The sequence below is a fragment of the Caulobacter sp. FV2ye17ST genome (assembly GCF_058680955.1).
The window spans coordinates 33,716-52,156 of sequence record NZ_CM178727.1; the positions used below are offsets into that span (position 1 = coordinate 33,716).

The window sequence follows — 18,441 nt, forward strand, 5'->3', positions numbered from 1 at the left end:
CCTTGGTCGCGCTACTTCCCGCTGCTCAGGCTCGGGCTGTCGAGGTCCAGTTTGGCGGCGGGGATCACCGTGGCGTTGGGCACGGCGGCGGGCAGGGTGTCGCCCATCGCCTTCAGATCGCCGGCGACGATGATGCTGGTCTGGGCTGGATCCATCATCGACTTCGCGAAGGCCTGGACGTCGCTGGCGCTGACCGCCTCGACCTTGGCCGCGTAGCTCTGGATCTCGTTCAGCGGCACGCCATAGACGGCCAGGTTGCCCAGGATGTCCGCCAGGCCCTCGGAGGTGCCCAGGTCACGGCCAAAGCCGCCGACCAGCACTGACTTGCGGGCGGTCAGTTCACCGGCCGAGGCCGGTTCGGCCGCCAGACGGGTCAGCTCGGCCTGGACCAGGCTGACCACCTGACCGGCGGACTCGTTCTTGGTCTGCACCCGGGCCGAGAAGCCGCCGAACTGGCCCTGCGGGGTCAGGCTGGAGCCCGCGCCATAGGACAGGCCGCGCTTGATGCGGATTTCCTGGTTCAGGCGCGAGGAATAGCCCACGCCCAGCACGGCATTGGTCACCAGACCCGAATAGTAGTTGGGGTCGGCGCGGGTGATGGCCGGCTTGGCCAGGGTCACGGCCGCCTGGCCGGTGCCGGGCAGGTCAATGACCACATTGCGCGGCTTGTAGCCGGTTGGAGCAGCCGGCGTGGCGGGCGGCGGGGTGGCGGGCTTCTTCCAGCCGCCGAACGCCGTCTCGGCGAGCGCGAAGCCGGCTTCGGGCGTCAGGTTGCCTGTCAGGACCAGCACGGCGTTGTCCGGACGCCAGGCGGCGGTGTGCAGCTTGACCAGGTCCTCGCGCTTGACCTTCGGCAGCGAGCCGGGCGTGCCGCCGGCCACGTGGCCATAGGCCGAACCCGCATAGAGCACCGGGGCCGTGGCATAGGCGGCCAGGCTGCCCGGACGCTGATAGGCGACCGACAGACCGTCCAGGGTCTCGGCGCGGACGCGGTCCAGTTCTTCGGCCTTGAACACCGGATTCTGGGCGACGTCGGCCATGATCGCCATGGCCGGGACGGCCTTGTCGGCGATGACGCTGAGGGTCAGGGACGAGGCTTCCCAGCCCGAGCCGGCCGCCAGGTTGGCGCCAAGCGCTTCGGTCTGGCGGGCGATGTCGACCGCGCCCCGGGTCTTGGTGCCCTCGGTCAGCAGGTCGGCGGTCAGGCTGGACGCGCCGGCCAGGCCGGCGGGATCGGAGCTGGCCCCGCCCCGCACGGTCAGGTCGGCGGTGATCAGCGGCAGGTCGCTGGACTTGGCGACGATCACCCGCAGGCCGTTGGCCAGGGTCTTCTCGACCGGCGAGGGCAGGACGGCGGCGATCGGGGCCGCGACGGCCGGGATCTTCTGGCGCTCGGCCTCCAGCGCCAGGGTCGTGATCGCGCCGTTGAACTTCACCGAGGCCACCTTGGGCGGAACCGGGGTGTTGTCCTTCTCGCCGGCGGGGCGGGCCGATTCCGGCAGGTAGCGGATCGACGTGCGGCGATCATCGGCCAGCCACTTTTTCGCGACCCGCTGGACGTCGGCGGCGGTCACCGCCTGCAGTTCGGCCAGATTGGTGTTGGCGCGGGCGGCGTCGCCGTCGGTCAGCAGGGCGTAGCCGATGGCGAAGGCGCGGCCGTCAATCTCCTCGCGGCGGCGCACGGCGTCGGCCAGCAGGCCGGTCTTGGCTTCGGCCAGCTCGGCGGCGGTGGGCGGGGTGTCGCGCAGGCGGGCGACCTGGGCCAGCAGGGCGCCTTCACCCTGCTCGGCTGTCTTGCCGCCGGCCATGACGGCGCCGACATAGAACAGGCCCGGCTGGGCGTTAGTCGGGCCCGACGAGAACACCGACTGGGCGATCTTCTGGTCATAGACCAGGGTGTCATACAGGCGCGACGACTTGCCGGCCGACAGGATGGCGTCCAGCACGGCCAGGGCCGGGGCGTCCTTGTCGGACGCGGCCGGGGCCAGCCAGGTGATCGCCACCGCCGGCAGTGGCACGTTGGGGCCATAGGTGTTGACCGTCTTGGGGCCGGTGCGGGCCGGCTCGACCACGGTGACCTTGGGCAGGGGCGCGGCCGGGGTCTTCAGCGGCGCGAAATACTTATCGACCAAGGCCTGCAGTTGGGCCTCGTCGAAATTGCCGGCCACGATCAGGGCGGCGTTGTCGGGGCGGTAATAGGTGGCGTGGAAGGCGCGCACGTCATCGACGGTGGCCGCGTCCAGTTCCTCGATCGAGCCGATGCCCGGGCGCTTGTAGGGGTGGGCCGTGAACGACTGCTGCGGCACATAGAGGGCGAACAGGCGGCCATAGGGATCGGCCAGGACGCGCTGGCGCAGCTCTTCCTTCACGACGTCGCGCTCGGAGGCGAAGACCGCCTCGTCGATGACCAGCGAGCCCAGGCGGTCGGCCTCGGCCCACAGCAGGCGCTCCAGATGGTTGGCGGGCACCACCTCGTAATAGTTGGTGAAGTCGTCATAGGTGGAGGCGTTGTTGAAGCCGCCCACGTCCTCGGTCAGCCGATCGAGGGTCTCGTTGGGCATGTTGCGCGTGGCCTTGAACATCAGGTGTTCAAAGAGGTGCGCGAAGCCCGAGCGGCCTTCCGGATCATCCTTGGAGCCGACGCCATACCAGACCTGCACGGTGACGTTGGGCGTGGTCGCGTCCCGGGCCGTGAACACCTTCAGGCCATTGGCCAGCACCCGCTCCTTGTAGACGATCGGCGGCACGCTGATCGACGGCGCATCCGCGGCGAAGGCCAGGGGCGACAGGGCGGTGGTCGAGAGCGCCAGCGCCACCAGGGCGGCCTTGGCAAAGGGACGGATCATTCGGGAGAGCTCCAGCAAACGCGGTTGCGCCGACCCTATCATCGCCCCGCCGGAGCGAAAGCTTACCGTCTTGTCATGAACCGCTGGGCGGCGGGTCCAGAATGAAGCGGGCGCGCTGGGCGGGCGAGGGAACCATGCAGGCCTCCTTCTTGCCCATCAGCCGATAGCGGTTGGCGGCCAGCCAGTCATAGGCGGCGTCGGCCGGCAGCCTGGGCAGGCGATCGACGAAGGCCAACCAGCGCCAGGGCGCCTTCAGACGGCGCAGCAGGGCGCCGATGGCGGCGGTCTTCTCCAGGGCCTGCCCGTGGTCGATGAACAGAAAGCTGGCGGGGGTGTCCGGGTCGATGCCGTGGGCGATGGCCAGCTGGCGGCCATAGGGCGACTGGATCGGCGTGAAACGGATAACGCCCTCACGGTCCAGCCTCAGCACCACGGCGACCGAGCCCGAGCAGAGATTGCAGACGCCGTCGAACAGCCACAGGCCGTCGGGCGGGCTGTGCGACGCCGAACTCACTCGGCCTCCTGGCATTCACGGCGCAGGGCCCTGAGGGCGTCGGGAACATCGCGGCGCATCAGGCCGCTGAGCACCGGCGCCGGCACGGCGAAGGGCGCGGCGGCCCACATCTCATAGGTCACGCGGGTGGCGGTCCCGGCCTTGATCGGCTCCAGCGTCCAGGAGCCCTCGCAGGCGCGGATGTCGCCGCCGACACAGGTGAAGCGGATACTGCGGTCGGGCTCCAGATCGATGCGCGAGGTCGAGCGCAGGGTCGGCAGGAAGAAGCCCCACTTGACCAGATGCTCGCGCAGTTCCGAGCGGCCGTCCGCCGCGCGGGACAGCACCCGGCAGCCCTTCACCCCAGGGGTCATGCGAGCGGCGCGATCACAGTCGAGGATGGTGCGCCAGACCACGGCCGCGGGGGCGGGAATGTCGATGGCGGCCCGGACCATGCCGCCGCGACCGCGCGCGTCAGCATGGGCCTCGATGGGGATTTCGCCCGCCCGCAGGCGGTCGATCCAGCCGCCGTCGGCCAGAGCCGGGCCGGCCAGAAGCATCAGGGCAAGGGGGAGCAGCCGGCGCATCATGCTGACGCTAACGCGCCGACGGCCCCGCCGTCACGCGCCCGCGCGATTTTTCACCAGATCATCGACCACCGACGGATCGGCCAGGGTGGAGGTGTCGCCGAGACTCCCCAGTTCGTTCTCCGCGATCTTGCGCAGGATGCGGCGCATGATCTTGCCCGACCGGGTCTTGGGCAGGCCCGGGGCCCACTGGATGACGTCGGGCGCGGCGAACGGGCCGATCTCGTGGCGGACCCAAAGCACCAGGGCCTTGCGCAGGTCCTCGGTCGGCTCGACATCGGCGTTCAGCGTCACATAGGCGTAGACGCCCTGGCCCTTGATGTCATGCGGGCAGCCGACCACGGCGGCCTCGGCGACGGTCTCGTGGGCCACCAGGGCGCTCTCGATCTCGGCCGTGCCCAGGCGGTGGCCCGAGACATTGATCACGTCGTCGACCCGGCCGGTGATCCAGTAATAGCCGTCGGCGTCGCGCCGGCAGCCGTCGCCGGTGAAGTACTTGCCGGGATAGGTGCTGAAATAGGTCTCGAAGAACCGGCCGTGATCGCCATAGACGGTGCGCATCATGCCGGGCCAGCTGTCGGTGATGACCAGATTGCCCTCGGTCGCGCCGTCCAGCACCAGACCTTCAGCGTCGACCAGCTGCGGCTTGACGCCGGGCAGGGGCTTGGAGGCCGAGCCGGGCTTCAGGTCGGTGGCGCCGGGCAGGGGGGTGATCAGCATGCCGCCAGTCTCGGTCTGCCACCAGGTGTCGACGATCGGCAGGCGCTCCTTGCCGACCACGCGGTGGTACCAGAGCCAGGCTTCCGGATTGATCGGCTCGCCCACACTGCCCAGCAGGCGCAGGCTCGACAGGTCGTTCTTCGTGACGTGCTCGTCGCCCTCGCGCATCAGGGCCCGCAGGGCCGTGGGGGCGGTGTAGAAGATCTCGACCCTGTGCTTGTCGATCACCTCCCAGAACCGGCTGGGGGTGGGATAGTTGGGCACACCCTCGAAGATCAGACTGGTCCCGCCATTGGCCAGCGGGCCATAGACGACATAGCTGTGGCCGGTGACCCAGCCGACGTCGGCCGTGCACCAGAAGACTTCGCCCGGCTTGTAGTCAAAGACCGCCCAGAAGGTCCACGACGCCCAGGCCAAATAGCCGCCGGTGGTGTGCAGCACGCCCTTGGGCTTTCCGGTCGAGCCGGACGTGTAGAGGATGAACAGCGGATCCTCGGCGTTCATCGGTTCGGGCGCGCACTCGGCCGAGACCGCCTCGCGCACGTCCTGCCAGACGATGTCGCGGTTCTTGACCAGGGGCACGTCGGCCCCCGTCCAGCGCACCATCAGCACCTTGCCCACCCACGGGCAGCTTTTCAGGGCTTCGTCGATATTGGCTTTCAGCGGCACGCGCTTGCCGCCGCGCTTGCCCTCGTCGGCGGTGATCACGAAGTGCGAGGCGCAGTCCTGGATGCGGCCGGCGATGCTGTCGGGCGAGAAGCCGCCGAACACCACCGAGTGCACGGCGCCGATCCGGGCGCAGGCCAGCATGGCGACGGCGGCGATCGGGATCATCGGCAGATAGATCGTCACCCGGTCGCCCTTCTGGACGCCCTGCACCTTGAGGACGTTGGCCATGCGGCAAACCTCCTCGTGCAGCTGGCCGTAGGTCAGGGTGTCGGAGGTTCCCGGCTCGTCGCCCTCGAAGATCAGGGCGACCTCGTCCTTCTTGTGCGGCAGGTGGCGGTCGATGCAGTTGGCGCTGACGTTCAGCACCCCGTCGGCGTACCAGCGGATGCGGAAGTCGTCCTTGTTGAACGAGACGTCCTTGATCTGGGTGGGCGGCTTGATCCAGTCGAGGCGGGCGGCGATGTCGCGCCAATAGCCTTCGGGATCGGCCTCGACGCGGGCGAGGGCGGCCTCATAGGCGGCGGCGTTGATATGGGCCTGCTGCGCCAGGGCCTCTGGAACCGGGAAAACCTGTCCGTCGCTCACGCCGTCTACTCCCTTGGTCTTGTTGGGCGGGAGTTATGCGCGGCCCGTCCCGGGGCGCAAGAATACCTTTGCGGTTTCTTGCATGATTGGGCCGCGCTATGCCGAAGGCCTGTTCATCGCGGAGGTTCTCATGCTGCTCGCCCTGTCGACCTGGTCCGAGATCGAGACCTTCCTGAAGACGTCCAAGACCGTCGTGGTGCCGATCGGCTCCAACGAGCAACACGGCCCCACGGGCCTGCTGGGCACCGACTGGCTTTGTCCGGAGATCATCTCGCACGAGGCCCAGAAGCAGTCCGACACCGTGCTGGTGGCCCCGACCTTCAATATCGGCATGGCCCAGCATCACCTGGCGTTTCCGGGCACCATCTTCCTGCGCCCCTCGACTTTTATCGCCGCGATCGGCGACTGGGTGCGGTCGCTGGGCGCGCACGGCTTTGAGCGGATCTATTTCCTCAATGGCCACGGCGGCAATGTCGCCTCGATCGAGGCGGCGTTCTCGGAGATCTATGCCGATTACAGCTTCCGCGGCGCCCGGGCGCCGTTCGCCCTGAAGCTCAAGAACTGGTGGGATCTGGCCGGCGTCAACGCCCTGGCCAACCGGCAGTTTCCGGTGGGTCACGGCAGCCACGCCACGCCCTCCGAGATCGCGGTGACCCAGTGGGCCTATCCGGAAACCATCAAGACCACGGCCTATGAGCCGAAGATCGCGCCGACCGGTCCGATCCGCGAGGCCCTCGACTTCCGGGCCCGCTATCCCGACGGCCGTATGGGGTCGGATCCCGCCCTGGCCACGCCGGAAAAGGGCGGGGAACTGGTGGCCATGGCCGCCAGGGCGCTGATCGAAGACCTGGCGGCCTTTTCGGCGGAGAAGGTTCCGGGATAACCCCAGCCTCCGTTGAGAGCGGGATCGGTCTAGGCGGCCAGCGGCTGAGCCGACGGCCCGCCCTTGATCCGCAGCTCGCCCATCCGCTCGGCCAGGCGCGTGGCCTCCTGGGCCAGGGCATGGCTGGCGGCGGTGGTCTCCTCGACCATGGCGGCGTTCTGCTGGGTGACCTGGTCCATCTGGTTCATGGTCGTGTTGATCTCGGCCAGTCCGCGCGCCTGTTCGGCGGCCGAGGCGGCCATGGAGTCAACCAGCGCGTCGATCTGGTCCACTTCCTCGGCGATCGCGCGCAGGGCCTCCCCGGCCTTGCCGACATAGTCGACCCCCTGGCCCACCTCGGCCGCGCTGGTGGCGATCAGGGTCTTGATCTGCTTGGCGGCGTCGGCCGATCGCTGGGCCAGCGCCCGCACTTCCTGGGCCACGACGGCGAAGCCACGACCGGCCTCGCCGGCCCGGGCCGCCTCGACCCCGGCGTTCAGGGCCAGGAGGTTGGTCTGGAAAGCGATCTCGTCGATCACGCCGATGATCTGACCGATCTGGCTGGACGATTTCTCGATGGCCCCCATGGCGCCGACCGCCTGATCGACGACGGCTCCGCTGTTGCCGGCCGCCGCGCGAGCCTGTTCGACCACCTTGCGGACGCGATTGGCTCCCTCCGCCGTCTGGCGCACCGTCGTGGTGATCTGATCAAGGGCGGCGGCGGCTTCTTCGAGGCTGGCGGCCTGATGCTCGGTGCGCCGCGAAAGGTCATCGGCGGCTTCGGTGATCTCGGCCGTGCCGCCGTGGATCATCGAGACGCCCTCCAGCGAAGCGGCGATCACGCCCGACAGCTTTTCAGCGGCGGCATTGTAGTCGGTGCGCAGGCGCTCGTAGCCCGGTGGGAAGGCCTGGTCGATCCGATGCGACAGGTCGCCGTTCGACAGACACCTCAGGGCGTCGCCCAGATTGCTGACGACGGATGACTGGGCGGCGTCCTCGGCGTCGCGCCGGGCCTCCGCCGCGCGGCGCTCTGCCTCCAGGGCCTCGCGCATGTCCGTCGCCTTCAGCTCTTTCTGACAGCTTTCGACGGCGTCACGGAAGGCCTGGACGGCCCTGGCCATGTCGCCGATCTCGTCCTTGCGTTCGCTTCGGGGCAGGACGCCGGCGACGTCGCCGGTGGACAGCCGCCGAAGGCACCGGGTGATCTCGTTGAGCGGAGCGACCAGGCCCCTTCGCGCGGCGACGACCAGGCCCACGGCGAGCACGGCCGCGACCAGCAGCAGGGCGGCCATGACGGCCTGACCGATCGAGCCCAGGCGGCGCTCGGTAGCGGCGTCGCGGTTTGCGGCGGTTTCGATCCTGTTGGACGCCTGTTCCATCTTGTCCTCCAGGGCGGAGAACTGGGCGTTGAACCCCGGCAGCTGGCTGCGCGCCGCCGCTGGGTCGATGTCGGCGACGGCGATCAGGCTGGATGCGGCCGCGATATAGGCGCCGAGCGGCGCCTCGACTTCGCTCAGGGCCGCTTTGACGAGTGGGTCAGTGGCGATCTTGGCGTTGGTGGAGATATCGTCCTTGAAGGCCGCGACATGCTCGGCCAGATCAGCCCGCACGACCTTGATATCGATCCCCAGGGCAGGATCGCTGGACATGATCGCGCCGCCGACGTCGCCGCGCAGGGCGTCGTGCATCATGTCGGCATGCATGTGAAGGCGCAGGATGCGGGCGGATAAGGCGGCGCGCTCCAGGGCCTTGTCCAGGCTGAACGCTACCCAAAGTCCCGTTCCCGCTGTCGCCGCGCAGAGCAGCGCGGCGCCCGCGCACGCTCCGATGATCTTCTGTCCCAGTGACGCCATCAGCTCGCCTCCCCGTGAGAAACCGCTTCCGTTGGGTCAGATCATGAGGACCACATGTCTAATGGCTGTTAACTCTACCGTGGCTGCGGAGCGACAAAACGTCGCGCGGTCAAGTGGTTAGCACCTCGCCCTGTGCGATCCGGACGGGCCAGGCAACCAGGGTCTGGCCGGGACAGGGGCCGGCAACACAGACCCCATCCTCGATCCGGAACAGCGCCGCGTGGCCGCCGCACAGGATCAGGTCGTTGTCGCGGGTCAGATATCGCCCGGCGAAGCCCGCCATGGGCCAGCCGGCATGCGGGCAGCTGTCGACATAGCCGAACACGGCCTCGCCCTGCCGCACCACGAAGCCTGCGAACAGGGCCTCGTCCTGGCGGAAGCGAAACCCCTTGGCGCCGGGCGAGGGGATCTCGTCCAGAGCGCAGAGCACCGTCCCGGGAGCCGGGCGGGCAGGATTTTCGGGATCGGATCGCACGAACGGACGCTAGACCTCGCCGATCGCCACGCGCCAGGCGCGGACCTCGACGCTGTCGAACACGCCGGCCAGGGTGAAGGGGTCGTTGTCGGCCTGGGCCTGGGCGGCGGCCAGGTCGTCGGCCTCGACGATCAGCAGCGAGCCGACCGGATTGCCGTCATCGCCCAGCAGGGCGCCGGCCAGCTTCAGTCCGGTCGAGGCCTTCAGATAGTCGAGATGGACGGGGCGGGTGGCCAGACGCGTCTCGAGCGCGCCGGGCTTGTCCTTGCAGGTGATGGCGAAGAGGGGCATCGGGCGCTCCTTATATATAACAGCGTTCAGGCTTCGGATTTCAGCGGGCGCGACAGCAGCCCCGCGATGGCGGCGTCGACCTCGGCTTCACCCGCCAGAATGGCGGCGACGGCCTGGCAGATCGGCATCTCGACGCCCAGCCGCGCGGCCAGGTCGCGGACGGCCGGGGCCGAGGCGACGCCTTCGGCCACCGACAGCTTGCCGGCCAGGGCCTCTTGCAGCGTCATGCCCCGGCCGAGGGCCAGGCCGACGCTCATGTTGCGCGACTGCGGACTGGAGCAGGTCAGGACCAGATCGCCCAGGCCGCACAGGCCAGCCACGGTCTCTGCCCTGGCGCCCAGGGCCATGGCCAGGCGCGTCAGTTCGGCGAAGCCCCGGGTGATCAGGGCGGCGTGGGCGCTGCGACCCAGGCCCTTGCCCTCGACGATTCCGCAGGCGATGGCCAGCACGTTCTTGACCGCCCCGCCGGCCTCGGCCCCGATCATGTCGGCGGCGATATAGGGGCGGAAGGTCGGGGTGGCGATGGCCTCGGCGATGGCGCGGCCCAGCGCCTCGTCCTCGCAGGCCAGGGTGACGGCGGTGGGCAGGTTGCGGGCCACCTCGCCGGCGAAGCTTGGACCCGACAGCACGGCCAGCGGCGCGCCCGGCAGGGTTTCGACGGCGACCTCGGTCATCAGCTTCAGCGTGCCCTGCTCGACACCCTTGGCGCACAGCACCACCGGAACGCCGGGACGCAGGTGCGGGGCCAGGGCCTTGAGGGCCGAGCGCAGATGCTGGGCCGGGGCGACGGCCAGGATCAGGTCGCAGGACGCCAGGCCGGCCATGTCGGCGACCGCGGCGATCTCGGGCTCCAGAACGACACCGGGCAGGAACAGGCTGTTCTCATGGTTGGCGGCGATGCTCTCGACCACCTCGGTCTCGCGGGCCTGCAGCGTGACCTGCAGACCGGCCCGGGCGCAGACCTGGGCCAGGGCCGTGCCCCACGCGCCCGCGCCGATGACACCCGCGTGCTGAAAGCCCACGTTCTGGAAGGTTGTCATGCCTTGGCTCCCTTGCGACCGAAACTGTTGCTCGGATTGGATAACGCCGCCGCCTCGTCCAGGGGCCAACGCGGACGGGCGACGGCGTCGAGATCATCGCTGATGCCCAGGGCCAGACGCTCGGCGCCGGCCAGGGCGATCATGGCGGCGTTGTCGGTGCAGTAGGCCAGGGGCGGGGCGTCGAACGAAAAGCCGTTGTCGTCGCAGTTCTTCTTCAGCGCCGCCTTCACCGCGCCATTGGCCGCCACGCCGCCGGCCACCACGAAGCGCAGCGGCTGATCGGGATGGCTGTCTCTATAGAGCTTCATCGCCCGGTCGGTGCGTTCCGAAAGCTGGCGGGCGATGGCGGCCTGGACGGCGGCGGCCAGATCGGCGCGCGATTGTTCGTCGGTGATCTTCTCGGCCTGGCGCGCGGCGGCGGTCTTCAGGCCCGAGAAGGAAAAGTCACAATCCTTGCGGCCCAGCAGGGCGCGGGGCAGCTCGAACTTGCTCGCATCGCCGCTCATCGCCAGCGTCTCCAGCGCCGGACCGCCCGGATAGGGCAGGCCCAGCGACTTGGCGATCTTGTCGAAGGCCTCGCCGGCCGCGTCGTCGATGGTGGTGCCCAGGCGGGTGCAGGCCCCGACCCCCGCGACCTCCAGCAGCTGGCAATGGCCGCCGGAAACCAGCAGCAGCAGGAAGGGATAGGGAATATCGGCGCCCAGCCGGGCCGAGACCGCGTGGCCTTCCAGATGATTGACCGCCACCAGGGGCACGTCGCGGGCCAGGGCTACGGCCTTGCCGAACGCCAGCCCCACCATCACGCCGCCCACCAGTCCCGGGCCGGCCGTGGCGGCGACACCGTCGATCTGGTCGAAACCGATGCCCGCCGCGCGCATGGCCTCGGCGGCGATGGCGTCGATGGCTTCCACATGAGCGCGGGCGGCGATCTCCGGCACCACGCCGCCGAATGGGGCGTGCTGCTCGAACTGCGTGCCGATGATCGAGGACAGCACCGTCACCGCGCCGTCAGCCTCGCGGCGCACGACCGAGGCCGCGGTCTCGTCGCAGCTGGTCTCCAGGCCAAGGATCGTCAGGCCGAGGGTCGTGGAATTTGGCATTCGGTTGCGGGGTTCCCGCCGCTCCTGTAGCAGCGATGGCTTCAATCTTGTCTCCGCAGGTAACGTTCCGACCGTGTCCCGGCAACCTCCCATCCGTATTGGCGCCCGTGGCTCCAAGCTGTCCCTGGCCCAGTCGGGTCTCATGCAGGCGCGGATCGCCGCCGCGCTGGGCGGGTCGCCCGGCGAGGAAGAGGCCTATGCGCCCCTGATCCCGATCGTCACGACCGGCGACCGCATTCAGGATCGCCGCCTGATGGAGATCGGCGGCAAGGGCCTGTTCACCAAGGAGATCGAGGAAGCCCTGCTGGACGGCCGCATCGACTGCGCGATCCATTCGCTGAAGGACATGCCGGCCGAGCTGCCGCCGGGCCTGATCCTGGCCGCCACGCCCGAGCGCGAGGATCCTCGCGACGCCTTCATCAGCAATATCTGCGATCGGCTGGAAGACCTGCCCCACGGCGCGCGCCTGGGCACGGCCAGCCTGCGCCGTCAGGCCCAGGCCCTGCATGTGCGGCCCGATCTCGAGATCGTCATGCTGCGCGGCAATGTCGATACGCGCCTGGCCAAGCTTGAACGCGGCGAGGCCGACGCCATCCTGCTGGCGCAGTCGGGCCTGAACCGCCTGGGCCTGGGTCACCTGCCCAAGAGCTGGCTGGACCCGATCGCCTGTCCGCCGGCCCCGGGCCAGGGCGCTCTGGTCATCGAGACCCGCCTTGAAGATGTGAACGCCGGCTGGCTCGACGCCGTCCGCTGCCGCCCCACCACGATCTGTGTCGCGGCCGAGCGCGGCGCGCTCTACGCCCTGGAAGGCTCGTGCCGCACCGCCATCGGCGCCTACGCCATCCTGGATGGCCGGCGCCTGTCGATGATCGTCGAAGCCCTGACCCCCGACGGCGTGCAGCGCTTCCGGCGCGAAGGTGAAGTCACGCTCGATGGACCTGACGATATTCCGGCCGCTCGCGAACTGGGCCTGTCGCTGGGCGCGGCCGTGCGGGCCGAGGGCGGCGACGCCCTGATCCTGCCGGACTAGCCGATGCGCAAGGGCGGCACGGTCTGGATCACCCGCGCCCGCCTCGGCGCCGAGGCGACCGCCCGCCGCGTCGAGGCCCTGGGCTTTGCGGCGCTCGTCGATCCCCTGCTGGAGATCCGGTTTCTCGAACCGGTGGTCGACCTGGCCGGGATAGGGGCTCTGGCCTTCACCAGCGCCAACGGCGTCGAGGCTTTCGCGCGCCTGACAACCGCGCGCGACCTTCCGGTCTTCGCCGTGGGCGATGCGACGGCCCGCGCGGCCCAGGCGGCGGGGTTCGCCGAGCCTTTGAGCGCCGACGGCGACGTCGAGGCGCTGGCCGCCCTGATCGCGCGAAGCCGTCCCGGACCTGTCCTGTCGGTCGGCGCCAGCGAGCCCGCGGCAGATTTGCCTGCGCTGCTGGCCCAGGCCGGGATCGCGGCGCGGGCCCTGGCGGTCTATGCCGCTATCGACCGCCTGCCCGCGGCGGAGACCCTGGCGCAACTGGCCGGATTCGAGGCCGTGCTGCTGCAGTCTCCCCGCGCCGCGCGAGGGCTGGCCGCCCTTCTCGACCAGGCGCCGGCGCCCGCGCTTCACGCCCTGTGCCTGTCGCCGGCCGTGGCGGAACCGCTCCTGGCGGCGCAACGCCTGGGCCGTCTTGGCTCTGTGGCCTTTGCGCCTCGACCCCGTGAATCTGCCCTGCTCGAACTGCTTGGGCGATAGCTGCACATTGCGCGTCGGTGCGGCGTGGGGCACGAATGGCGTATGAACGCCGCTCCAGATCCCGCTGAAATCGTCACCCCCAGCGATCCCGCGCTGTACGCCCGCCGTCGCCCGCTTCTGGGCCCAGGTTTCTGGGCGATGATCGCCCTGTGCGTGGCCTGTGTGATCCTGGGCGCCCTGGTCACCCGCTACGGGCCGACCTGGTTTCCGGTGAAGGGTTCGGCCGACAGCCAGATTCGCGCCACGCCCAGCGCCACGCCGCCGTCCGCGCGCCTGCCCGTCGGCTCGCCGCTTCCGGTCGAGGTCGCCGCGCCGCCTCTGGCGGGCTCCGCCGTCGAGATCGAACGGCTTGAGGCCCGTCTCGCCGCTCTGGAAGCCGGCCAGAAGGGCGTTCTGGACGCCGCCGCCGCTTCGCTGGCCGCCGCCTCCCTGGCGGATGCGGCCCAGACCTCGGGCCCGTTCGAAGAAGAACTGGCCAGTCTTGGACGGGTGTTGCCGATGTCGCCCGACCTGCGCGCCCTGTCGCGCCTGGCCCAGACGGGCGCCCCGACCCGCGCCGGTCTCGCCGCCGAGTTCGAGACCCTGGCCGGCCGCGCGGCGACCGCCGCGCGCGATCCGGGCGAGGAGGCCGACCTGCTGGCCCGCATCCGCTATGCCCTGTCCGGCATCGTCTCGATCCGCCAGGTCAGCTCGACGCGCGGAACGACGCCAGACGCCAAGCTGGCGCGCGCCCAGCGCCTGCTCGATGAGGGCGATGTCGAGAGCGCGATCCGGACCCTCGACGCCCTTCCTGATCCAGCCCGTCTGGTCCTGGCCCCGTGGCTGGCCTCGGCCGAGCGCCGCGTCGAGGTCGATCGCCATGTAGCCGCCATCCGCGCCGACGCCCTGGCGGCCCTGGCCCAGGTTTCGCGGGCCGCGCCATGATCCGCGCGTCCTTCATCCTGTTCCTGGTGGCGGCGGTCGCCGTCGCAACCCTGGCCCTGATGGGCGAGCCGGGCCGCGCCCATCTCGACTGGATGGGCTGGCGAGTCGAGATGACCGCCGCCGCCGCCGCGCTCCTGACCCTGTTTTCCGCCCTGATGGCCACGATCCTGTGGCGCGGCCTGATCTGGGTGGTCGAGGCGCCGCGCCGCGCCGCGCGCGCCCGCGCCGAAAGCAAGCGCCAGCAGGGCGTCGAGGCCCTGTCTCGGGGCTTCCTGGCCGTGGCGGCGGGTGACGGCTCCGAGGCCCGACGCCTGGCGCAGAAGGCCGCCGATCTGGCCGAGGATGCGCCTGCCCTGGTTCGCGTGCTCGCGGCCCAGGCGGCGGAGGCGGCCGGTGACCACGTGGCCGCCAAGGCCGCCTATAACGCCATGCTGGGCTTTCCGGAGATGCGGCTGGCCGGCCTGCGCGGCCTGATGCAGACCGCCCTGTCCGAGGGCGACAGGCTGACCGCCGTGCGCCACGCCGAAACCGCCTTCGGCCTGGCCCGCACCGCGCGCTGGGCCTGGCGGGCCCTGCTGGAATCCCGGCTCGAGGCGGGTGACTGGGCCTCGGCCCTCGATCTGGCCCAGGGCGCCCTGGACCGCAAGATCGTGCCGCCCGTGGTCGCCGAGCGCGCGCGCGCCGCCCTGCTGGCCGCCTCCGCCGCCAGCCTTGAAGGCTCCGAGGATCCGCGCAAGCGCGGTCAGGCCCTCGATTTCGCGACCCAGGCCGTCAAGCTCAAGCCCGACTTCGCGCCGGGCGTGGTGATGGCCGCCCGTCTCCTGGCCGGCGACGGCAAGGTCGCCAAGGCCGGGCAGTTGATCGAGGCGGCCTGGAAGAGCGCGCCGCATCCGGCCCTTTGGCTGGCCTATCGCGACCTGAAGACCAATGAGACGCCCAAGGCCCGCGCCGCGCGCCTGGCCGCCCTGGCGGCGATGAAGCCCGACGCCCGCGAGAGCCGCATCCTGCGCGTCGAAAGCGGCCTGGTGGGCGGCGATCCCGTCGCGGCCCGCGCCGCCGCCCGTCTGCTCGACGAAGAGGCCCCCACGGCCCGTTTCGCCGGCCTGATGGCCCGCGTGGCCTTCGCCAATGGCGAGGCCGACGAGGCCCGCGCATGGATCGCCCGAGGCTCCGCGGCGCCGCAGGAGCCGGACTGGTCCGATCTCGACCCCGAAGGCCGCGCCTTCGCCTATGACCGCGAGGACTGGGCTCGCCTGGCCGTCAGCTTCGCCGAGACCGGCGAGTTGATCCATCCGCGCCATGAGCGGCGCGAGCGCACCATGAACGATCTGCCCGAGCTGCCTTCGGCCTATGTGGAATCGACGCCTTTCGTCCGCGCGGCTGAGGTCGGCGGCCCCCTGATGCCGATCCCGGACGATCCTGGCGTCTTCGACGCTGCGCCGCTTCCGGAGCCTTCGGGAGAGGGCCCGGCGCCGCGCCGCAACACGGCGTCACGTAGACGCTTGGCAAGCGGCCCGCGCGCCGCTAAATAGGCGCCTCCTCGCGCCGGGGCTCGTCCCCAACGCGCCGTGGGCCGCTTTAGCTCAGCTGGTAGAGCACATCATTCGTAATGATGGGGTCAGGTGTTCGAGTCACCTAAGCGGCACCATTCTCGCCTCTCGCGGCCAGCGCCGCGCCTGGCGCTGGTTGGGAAACGTCCAATACGCGCCAGAATGGCCCACGAATTGCGCGCCACGCGTGCTTTGCGTTGAGAGTTCGCGACTCTTTGGTGGTCAAGCTTGAGCGTATGGTTAATTGTCACGAAAGACTGTTACCCTGTTCGCAATAAGGGGTTGATCTCGTGCTGTTGGCCGCAACTGTCATCCTGGGCTTCGTGGCCTTGCTGATCTGGCCCAGCATTGAGCGCCCGCTGCTGCGGGCTCTCCGGCAACTCAAGCGTCGCCGACCATGACTCTGGTCGAGTTCCCCGTCAGATCATCAAATCTGTGGCAATTATGTCGCGCGGGCTCCGGATAATATTCGCCGCGAGCCTGGATCTCGCGTGATGCGTGAATAATGGGACGGATTGAGCCGGTTGTTGTGCGGTTTTGCACAGCGGAGTCTTCGCGTTTCGTCGAGGCTGTGACCGGAAGTGCTGATTTTCGCTCAAAAAAATGGCTGGTTGGCTGCAGATGCACGCATCTTTGGCTGTCTCGCCCTAGACTTGCAAAAAGTTGCTGGAGCGCTGTTCGCTCTTGCAGTATAGGTTTCTGAACTCTTAATCGCTTTTTTGGAAGGTCGCCATGTCAACGCGTCTCACGAGCGCCATCGTTCTGGGTCTGGCGATCATCGCCGGCCCGATGGGTGGTTCGGTTCTGGCTCAAACCCCGCCCGCCGCCGCCCCCACTCCCGCGTCGCTCCAGACGGTCATCGCTACGGCCGCGCGCACCCGCGCCGCGCAGCCCGGCTTCGCGGCCCTGACGGCTGATCAGAAAGCTGCTGCGCTGAAGGCGGCCATTCAGGCCGCCCTGGCCGATTCCGGCGCCACGCCTGCGGTTATGGCCGCCGCCCTGACCACGGCCGCCAACAACAGCGTCATTCCCGCTGGGCTGGCTGTTTCCATCGCGGCGGATGTCGCCCCGGCGCTGGCCACGCAAGTGGCCGCCAACATCACCACGGCGCCGACGGCTACGGCTTCGACCGGCGCTGTCACCACGGAGTCCACCGTGAGCGTTCTGACCAACCTGCAGAGCACCACGACCCCCGGCGGCACCCCCGATGTTGCGGCCCCGGCCACCGTCGTCGTGGCGCCCTTCGACCCCTGCGCGGGCGTTGTGGCCGCCTACTGCGGTTAAGTTAAGTGAGGGCGAGCCCGGCTCGCCCTCACTGCTCTGTGTTTGTGTTTGGATCTGACGGGCGTTTTTAGGCGCCTTGAGGTGGGGATAGACGATATGCGAATTCTGACGACAGCGGCCGTAGCGGCCGCGCTCATGGCGGCTGTTCCCGCCGTTTCCGTGGCTCAAGATCTGGGCTCGAACTTCAAGCGCGACAAGAACACCAGTGTTCGTCAGCGCCCCCGTCCGGACTATGAAGCCATCGGCATGAAGGCCGGCGGTTTCACGCTGTATCCGCGCGTGACCGTTGAAGCCGTGCATGACGACAACATCTACGCCGTTGCGACGGGCGAACAGTCCGACGTCATCTGGAAGGTCAAGCCGGAAGTGGCGGCTCGTTCCAACTGGTCGCGCAACGCCCTGGGCGCTTTCGCCTCGGCCTCGGTGAACCGCTATGCGGACTTCGACACCGAAAACAGCGAGGAATACACCCTCGGCTTCAATGGTCGCCTCGACGTCGAGCGTGGGACCTACATCTCCGCGTCGGCCCAATGGCAGAACCTAGTCGAGCCCCGTACGGCGATCACCGCCGGTACGCCGGCTGGCGCCACGGCAAAGCCGGTCGAATATTACCTGTGGTCGGAAAACCTGACCGCCGTGAAGGAATTCAACCGCCTTCGCCTGACCGGCAAGCTGGACGCCAAAAAGTTCGACTATGACGACCAGGGCGGTACGTTCAACCAGAACACCCGCGATCGCGACGAGTTCTACTATGGCGGTAAGGCTGAATACGCCCTCAGCCCCGACACGGCGATCTTCGCCTCGCTGGTCGGCAACACCAAGGAATATGACGTCGACACCCTGGGCCGCGCGGCTTCGCCGGGCGTCGCCGCTATCGTCGCCAACCGCGCGCGCGATTCCGAAGGCTATGTCGCCACGGTCGGCGCCAACTTCGACCTGTCGCAATCTGTTCGTGGTGAAGTCGAAGCCGGCTACATGGAACAGACCTTCGACAACTATGCTGATCTCGATGGCTTCAACGCCAAGGGTCGCGTCGAATGGTTCCCCACTGAACTGACCACGCTGAACGTCGCCGCCTCGCGCTCCATCGAAGACTCCGTGGCCGCGAATTCGGGTGGCTATATCGCCAACAGCGCCTCGGTCGGCATCGATCACGAACTGATGCGCAATGTCCTGCTCTCGGCCTCGGCCAGCTACGGCAAGGACAAGTATGCGTTCATCGATCGTGACGACAAGCGTACCGGCTTCAACGCCACGGGCACCTATCTGCTGAACCGTAATGTCGGTCTCTTCCTGACCTACAGCTACCTGAAGCAGGACTCGTCCGGCGCGGCGAAGGCCTCGTCGTTCTCGGACAACAAGATCGCGGCTTCTGTCGCTCTTCAGTTCTAGGTTACCCTTCTCGCTGTAGAAGGACTTTATAGGTCCGAGCA

At 69.1% G+C, this 18,441-nt stretch carries 16 protein-coding genes and 1 tRNA gene; 8 read left to right on the forward strand and 9 right to left on the reverse strand.

All coding sequences use genetic code 11. The features are described from left to right. Window positions 1–11 precede the first annotated feature (11 nt). The 4 genes from ACW17V_RS00175 to acs all read right to left on the reverse strand — a co-directional run bounded on the left by ACW17V_RS00175 (window position 12) and on the right by acs (window position 5,900). Entirely contained in the window at window positions 12–2,846 is a 2,835-nt protein-coding gene (locus ACW17V_RS00175; RefSeq protein WP_492106898.1) for a M16 family metallopeptidase, read from the reverse strand. Between the two features lie 73 nt (window positions 2,847–2,919). Next, a complete protein-coding gene (locus tag ACW17V_RS00180; RefSeq protein WP_492106899.1) occupies window positions 2,920–3,360 on the reverse strand; it encodes a thiol-disulfide oxidoreductase DCC family protein in 441 nt (146 codons plus the stop codon). Beyond that, window positions 3,357–3,926, reverse strand: coding sequence for an SRPBCC family protein (locus ACW17V_RS00185; protein ID WP_492106900.1), 570 nt, complete (start codon window positions 3,924–3,926; stop codon window positions 3,357–3,359). Before ACW17V_RS00185 ends, ACW17V_RS00180 begins: the two co-directional genes overlap by 4 nt. Window positions 3,927–3,959: 33 nt before the next feature. After that, a complete protein-coding gene (gene acs, locus ACW17V_RS00190) occupies window positions 3,960–5,900 on the reverse strand; it encodes an acetate--CoA ligase (protein ID WP_492106901.1) in 1,941 nt (646 codons plus the stop codon). Window positions 5,901–6,030: 130 nt separating this feature from the next. On the opposite strand from acs, the gene ACW17V_RS00195 reads away from it, so the two are divergent. After that, window positions 6,031–6,783, forward strand: a complete 753-nt coding sequence (locus ACW17V_RS00195; protein WP_492108847.1) for a creatininase family protein — start codon at window positions 6,031–6,033, stop codon at window positions 6,781–6,783. Between the two features lie 29 nt (window positions 6,784–6,812). On the opposite strand, the gene ACW17V_RS00200 is transcribed toward ACW17V_RS00195, so the two are convergent. The 5 genes from ACW17V_RS00200 to tsaD all read right to left on the reverse strand — a co-directional run bounded on the left by ACW17V_RS00200 (window position 6,813) and on the right by tsaD (window position 11,521). Beyond that, window positions 6,813–8,615 carry a methyl-accepting chemotaxis protein gene (locus ACW17V_RS00200; protein WP_492106902.1) on the reverse strand — a complete coding sequence of 601 codons (1,803 nt, stop codon included), beginning with the start codon at window positions 8,613–8,615 and terminating at the stop codon, window positions 6,813–6,815. A gap of 109 nt (window positions 8,616–8,724) precedes the next feature. Further along, window positions 8,725–9,090 carry a Rieske (2Fe-2S) protein gene (locus ACW17V_RS00205; RefSeq protein WP_492106903.1) on the reverse strand — a complete coding sequence of 122 codons (366 nt, stop codon included), beginning with the start codon at window positions 9,088–9,090 and terminating at the stop codon, window positions 8,725–8,727. Between the two features lie 9 nt (window positions 9,091–9,099). Next, window positions 9,100–9,381, reverse strand: coding sequence for a YciI family protein (locus ACW17V_RS00210; RefSeq protein WP_492106904.1), 282 nt, complete (start codon window positions 9,379–9,381; stop codon window positions 9,100–9,102). Window positions 9,382–9,407: 26 nt separating this feature from the next. Further along, window positions 9,408–10,421, reverse strand: coding sequence for an NAD(P)H-dependent glycerol-3-phosphate dehydrogenase (locus ACW17V_RS00215; protein ID WP_492106905.1), 1,014 nt, complete (start codon window positions 10,419–10,421; stop codon window positions 9,408–9,410). Then, on the reverse strand, window positions 10,418–11,521 hold the full coding sequence (gene tsaD / locus ACW17V_RS00220; protein ID WP_492106906.1) for a tRNA (adenosine(37)-N6)-threonylcarbamoyltransferase complex transferase subunit TsaD: 1,104 nt from the start codon (window positions 11,519–11,521) through the stop codon (window positions 10,418–10,420). Before tsaD ends, ACW17V_RS00215 begins: the two co-directional genes overlap by 4 nt. Before the next feature lie 73 nt (window positions 11,522–11,594). Between tsaD and hemC the strand changes: the two genes are divergently transcribed. The 7 genes from hemC (at window position 11,595) to ACW17V_RS00255 (ending at window position 18,400) form a co-directional block, all read left to right on the forward strand. After that, window positions 11,595–12,551, forward strand: coding sequence for a hydroxymethylbilane synthase (gene hemC / locus ACW17V_RS00225; RefSeq protein ID WP_492106907.1), 957 nt, complete (start codon window positions 11,595–11,597; stop codon window positions 12,549–12,551). Between the two features lie 3 nt (window positions 12,552–12,554). Then, complete coding sequence (locus ACW17V_RS00230; RefSeq protein WP_492106908.1) at window positions 12,555–13,250, forward strand: uroporphyrinogen-III synthase; 696 nt, start codon at window positions 12,555–12,557, stop codon at window positions 13,248–13,250. A gap of 42 nt (window positions 13,251–13,292) precedes the next feature. Next, window positions 13,293–14,174 carry a COG4223 family protein gene (locus ACW17V_RS00235; RefSeq protein ID WP_492106909.1) on the forward strand — a complete coding sequence of 294 codons (882 nt, stop codon included), beginning with the start codon at window positions 13,293–13,295 and terminating at the stop codon, window positions 14,172–14,174. Continuing rightward, window positions 14,171–15,706 (forward strand): heme biosynthesis protein HemY, encoded by a 1,536-nt coding sequence (locus ACW17V_RS00240; RefSeq protein ID WP_492106910.1) that lies wholly within the window; start codon window positions 14,171–14,173, stop codon window positions 15,704–15,706. Before ACW17V_RS00235 ends, ACW17V_RS00240 begins: the two co-directional genes overlap by 4 nt. A 40-nt stretch (window positions 15,707–15,746) precedes the next feature. Continuing rightward, window positions 15,747–15,822, forward strand: a tRNA-Thr gene (locus tag ACW17V_RS00245). A 634-nt stretch (window positions 15,823–16,456) separates the two neighbouring features. Beyond that, the gene (locus ACW17V_RS00250; protein ID WP_492106911.1) at window positions 16,457–17,008 is read left to right on the forward strand and encodes a hypothetical protein; all 552 of its coding nucleotides are present in this window, start codon (window positions 16,457–16,459) and stop codon (window positions 17,006–17,008) included. Between the two features lie 135 nt (window positions 17,009–17,143). Then, window positions 17,144–18,400, forward strand: a complete 1,257-nt coding sequence (locus ACW17V_RS00255; RefSeq protein ID WP_492106912.1) for an outer membrane beta-barrel protein — start codon at window positions 17,144–17,146, stop codon at window positions 18,398–18,400. Window positions 18,401–18,441 lie beyond the last annotated feature (41 nt).

Coding starts and splice junctions, on each gene's coding strand:
- ACW17V_RS00255 (WP_492106912.1), top strand. CDS start 17,144: ATGGCGGCTGTTCCCGCCGTTTCCGTGGCTCAAGATCTGGGCTCGAAC.
- ACW17V_RS00195 (WP_492108847.1), top strand. CDS start 6,031: ATGCTGCTCGCCCTGTCGACCTGGTCCGAGATCGAGACCTTCCTGAAG.
- ACW17V_RS00250 (WP_492106911.1), top strand. CDS start 16,457: ATGTCAACGCGTCTCACGAGCGCCATCGTTCTGGGTCTGGCGATCATC.
- ACW17V_RS00200 (WP_492106902.1), bottom strand. CDS start 8,615: ATGGCGTCACTGGGACAGAAGATCATCGGAGCGTGCGCGGGCGCCGCG.
- ACW17V_RS00210 (WP_492106904.1), bottom strand. CDS start 9,381: ATGCCCCTCTTCGCCATCACCTGCAAGGACAAGCCCGGCGCGCTCGAG.
- tsaD (WP_492106906.1), bottom strand. CDS start 11,521: ATGCCAAATTCCACGACCCTCGGCCTGACGATCCTTGGCCTGGAGACC.
- ACW17V_RS00175 (WP_492106898.1), bottom strand. CDS start 2,846: ATGATCCGTCCCTTTGCCAAGGCCGCCCTGGTGGCGCTGGCGCTCTCG.
- ACW17V_RS00240 (WP_492106910.1), top strand. CDS start 14,171: ATGATCCGCGCGTCCTTCATCCTGTTCCTGGTGGCGGCGGTCGCCGTC.
- ACW17V_RS00235 (WP_492106909.1), top strand. CDS start 13,293: ATGAACGCCGCTCCAGATCCCGCTGAAATCGTCACCCCCAGCGATCCC.
- ACW17V_RS00185 (WP_492106900.1), bottom strand. CDS start 3,926: ATGCGCCGGCTGCTCCCCCTTGCCCTGATGCTTCTGGCCGGCCCGGCT.
- ACW17V_RS00230 (WP_492106908.1), top strand. CDS start 12,555: ATGCGCAAGGGCGGCACGGTCTGGATCACCCGCGCCCGCCTCGGCGCC.
- ACW17V_RS00215 (WP_492106905.1), bottom strand. CDS start 10,421: ATGACAACCTTCCAGAACGTGGGCTTTCAGCACGCGGGTGTCATCGGC.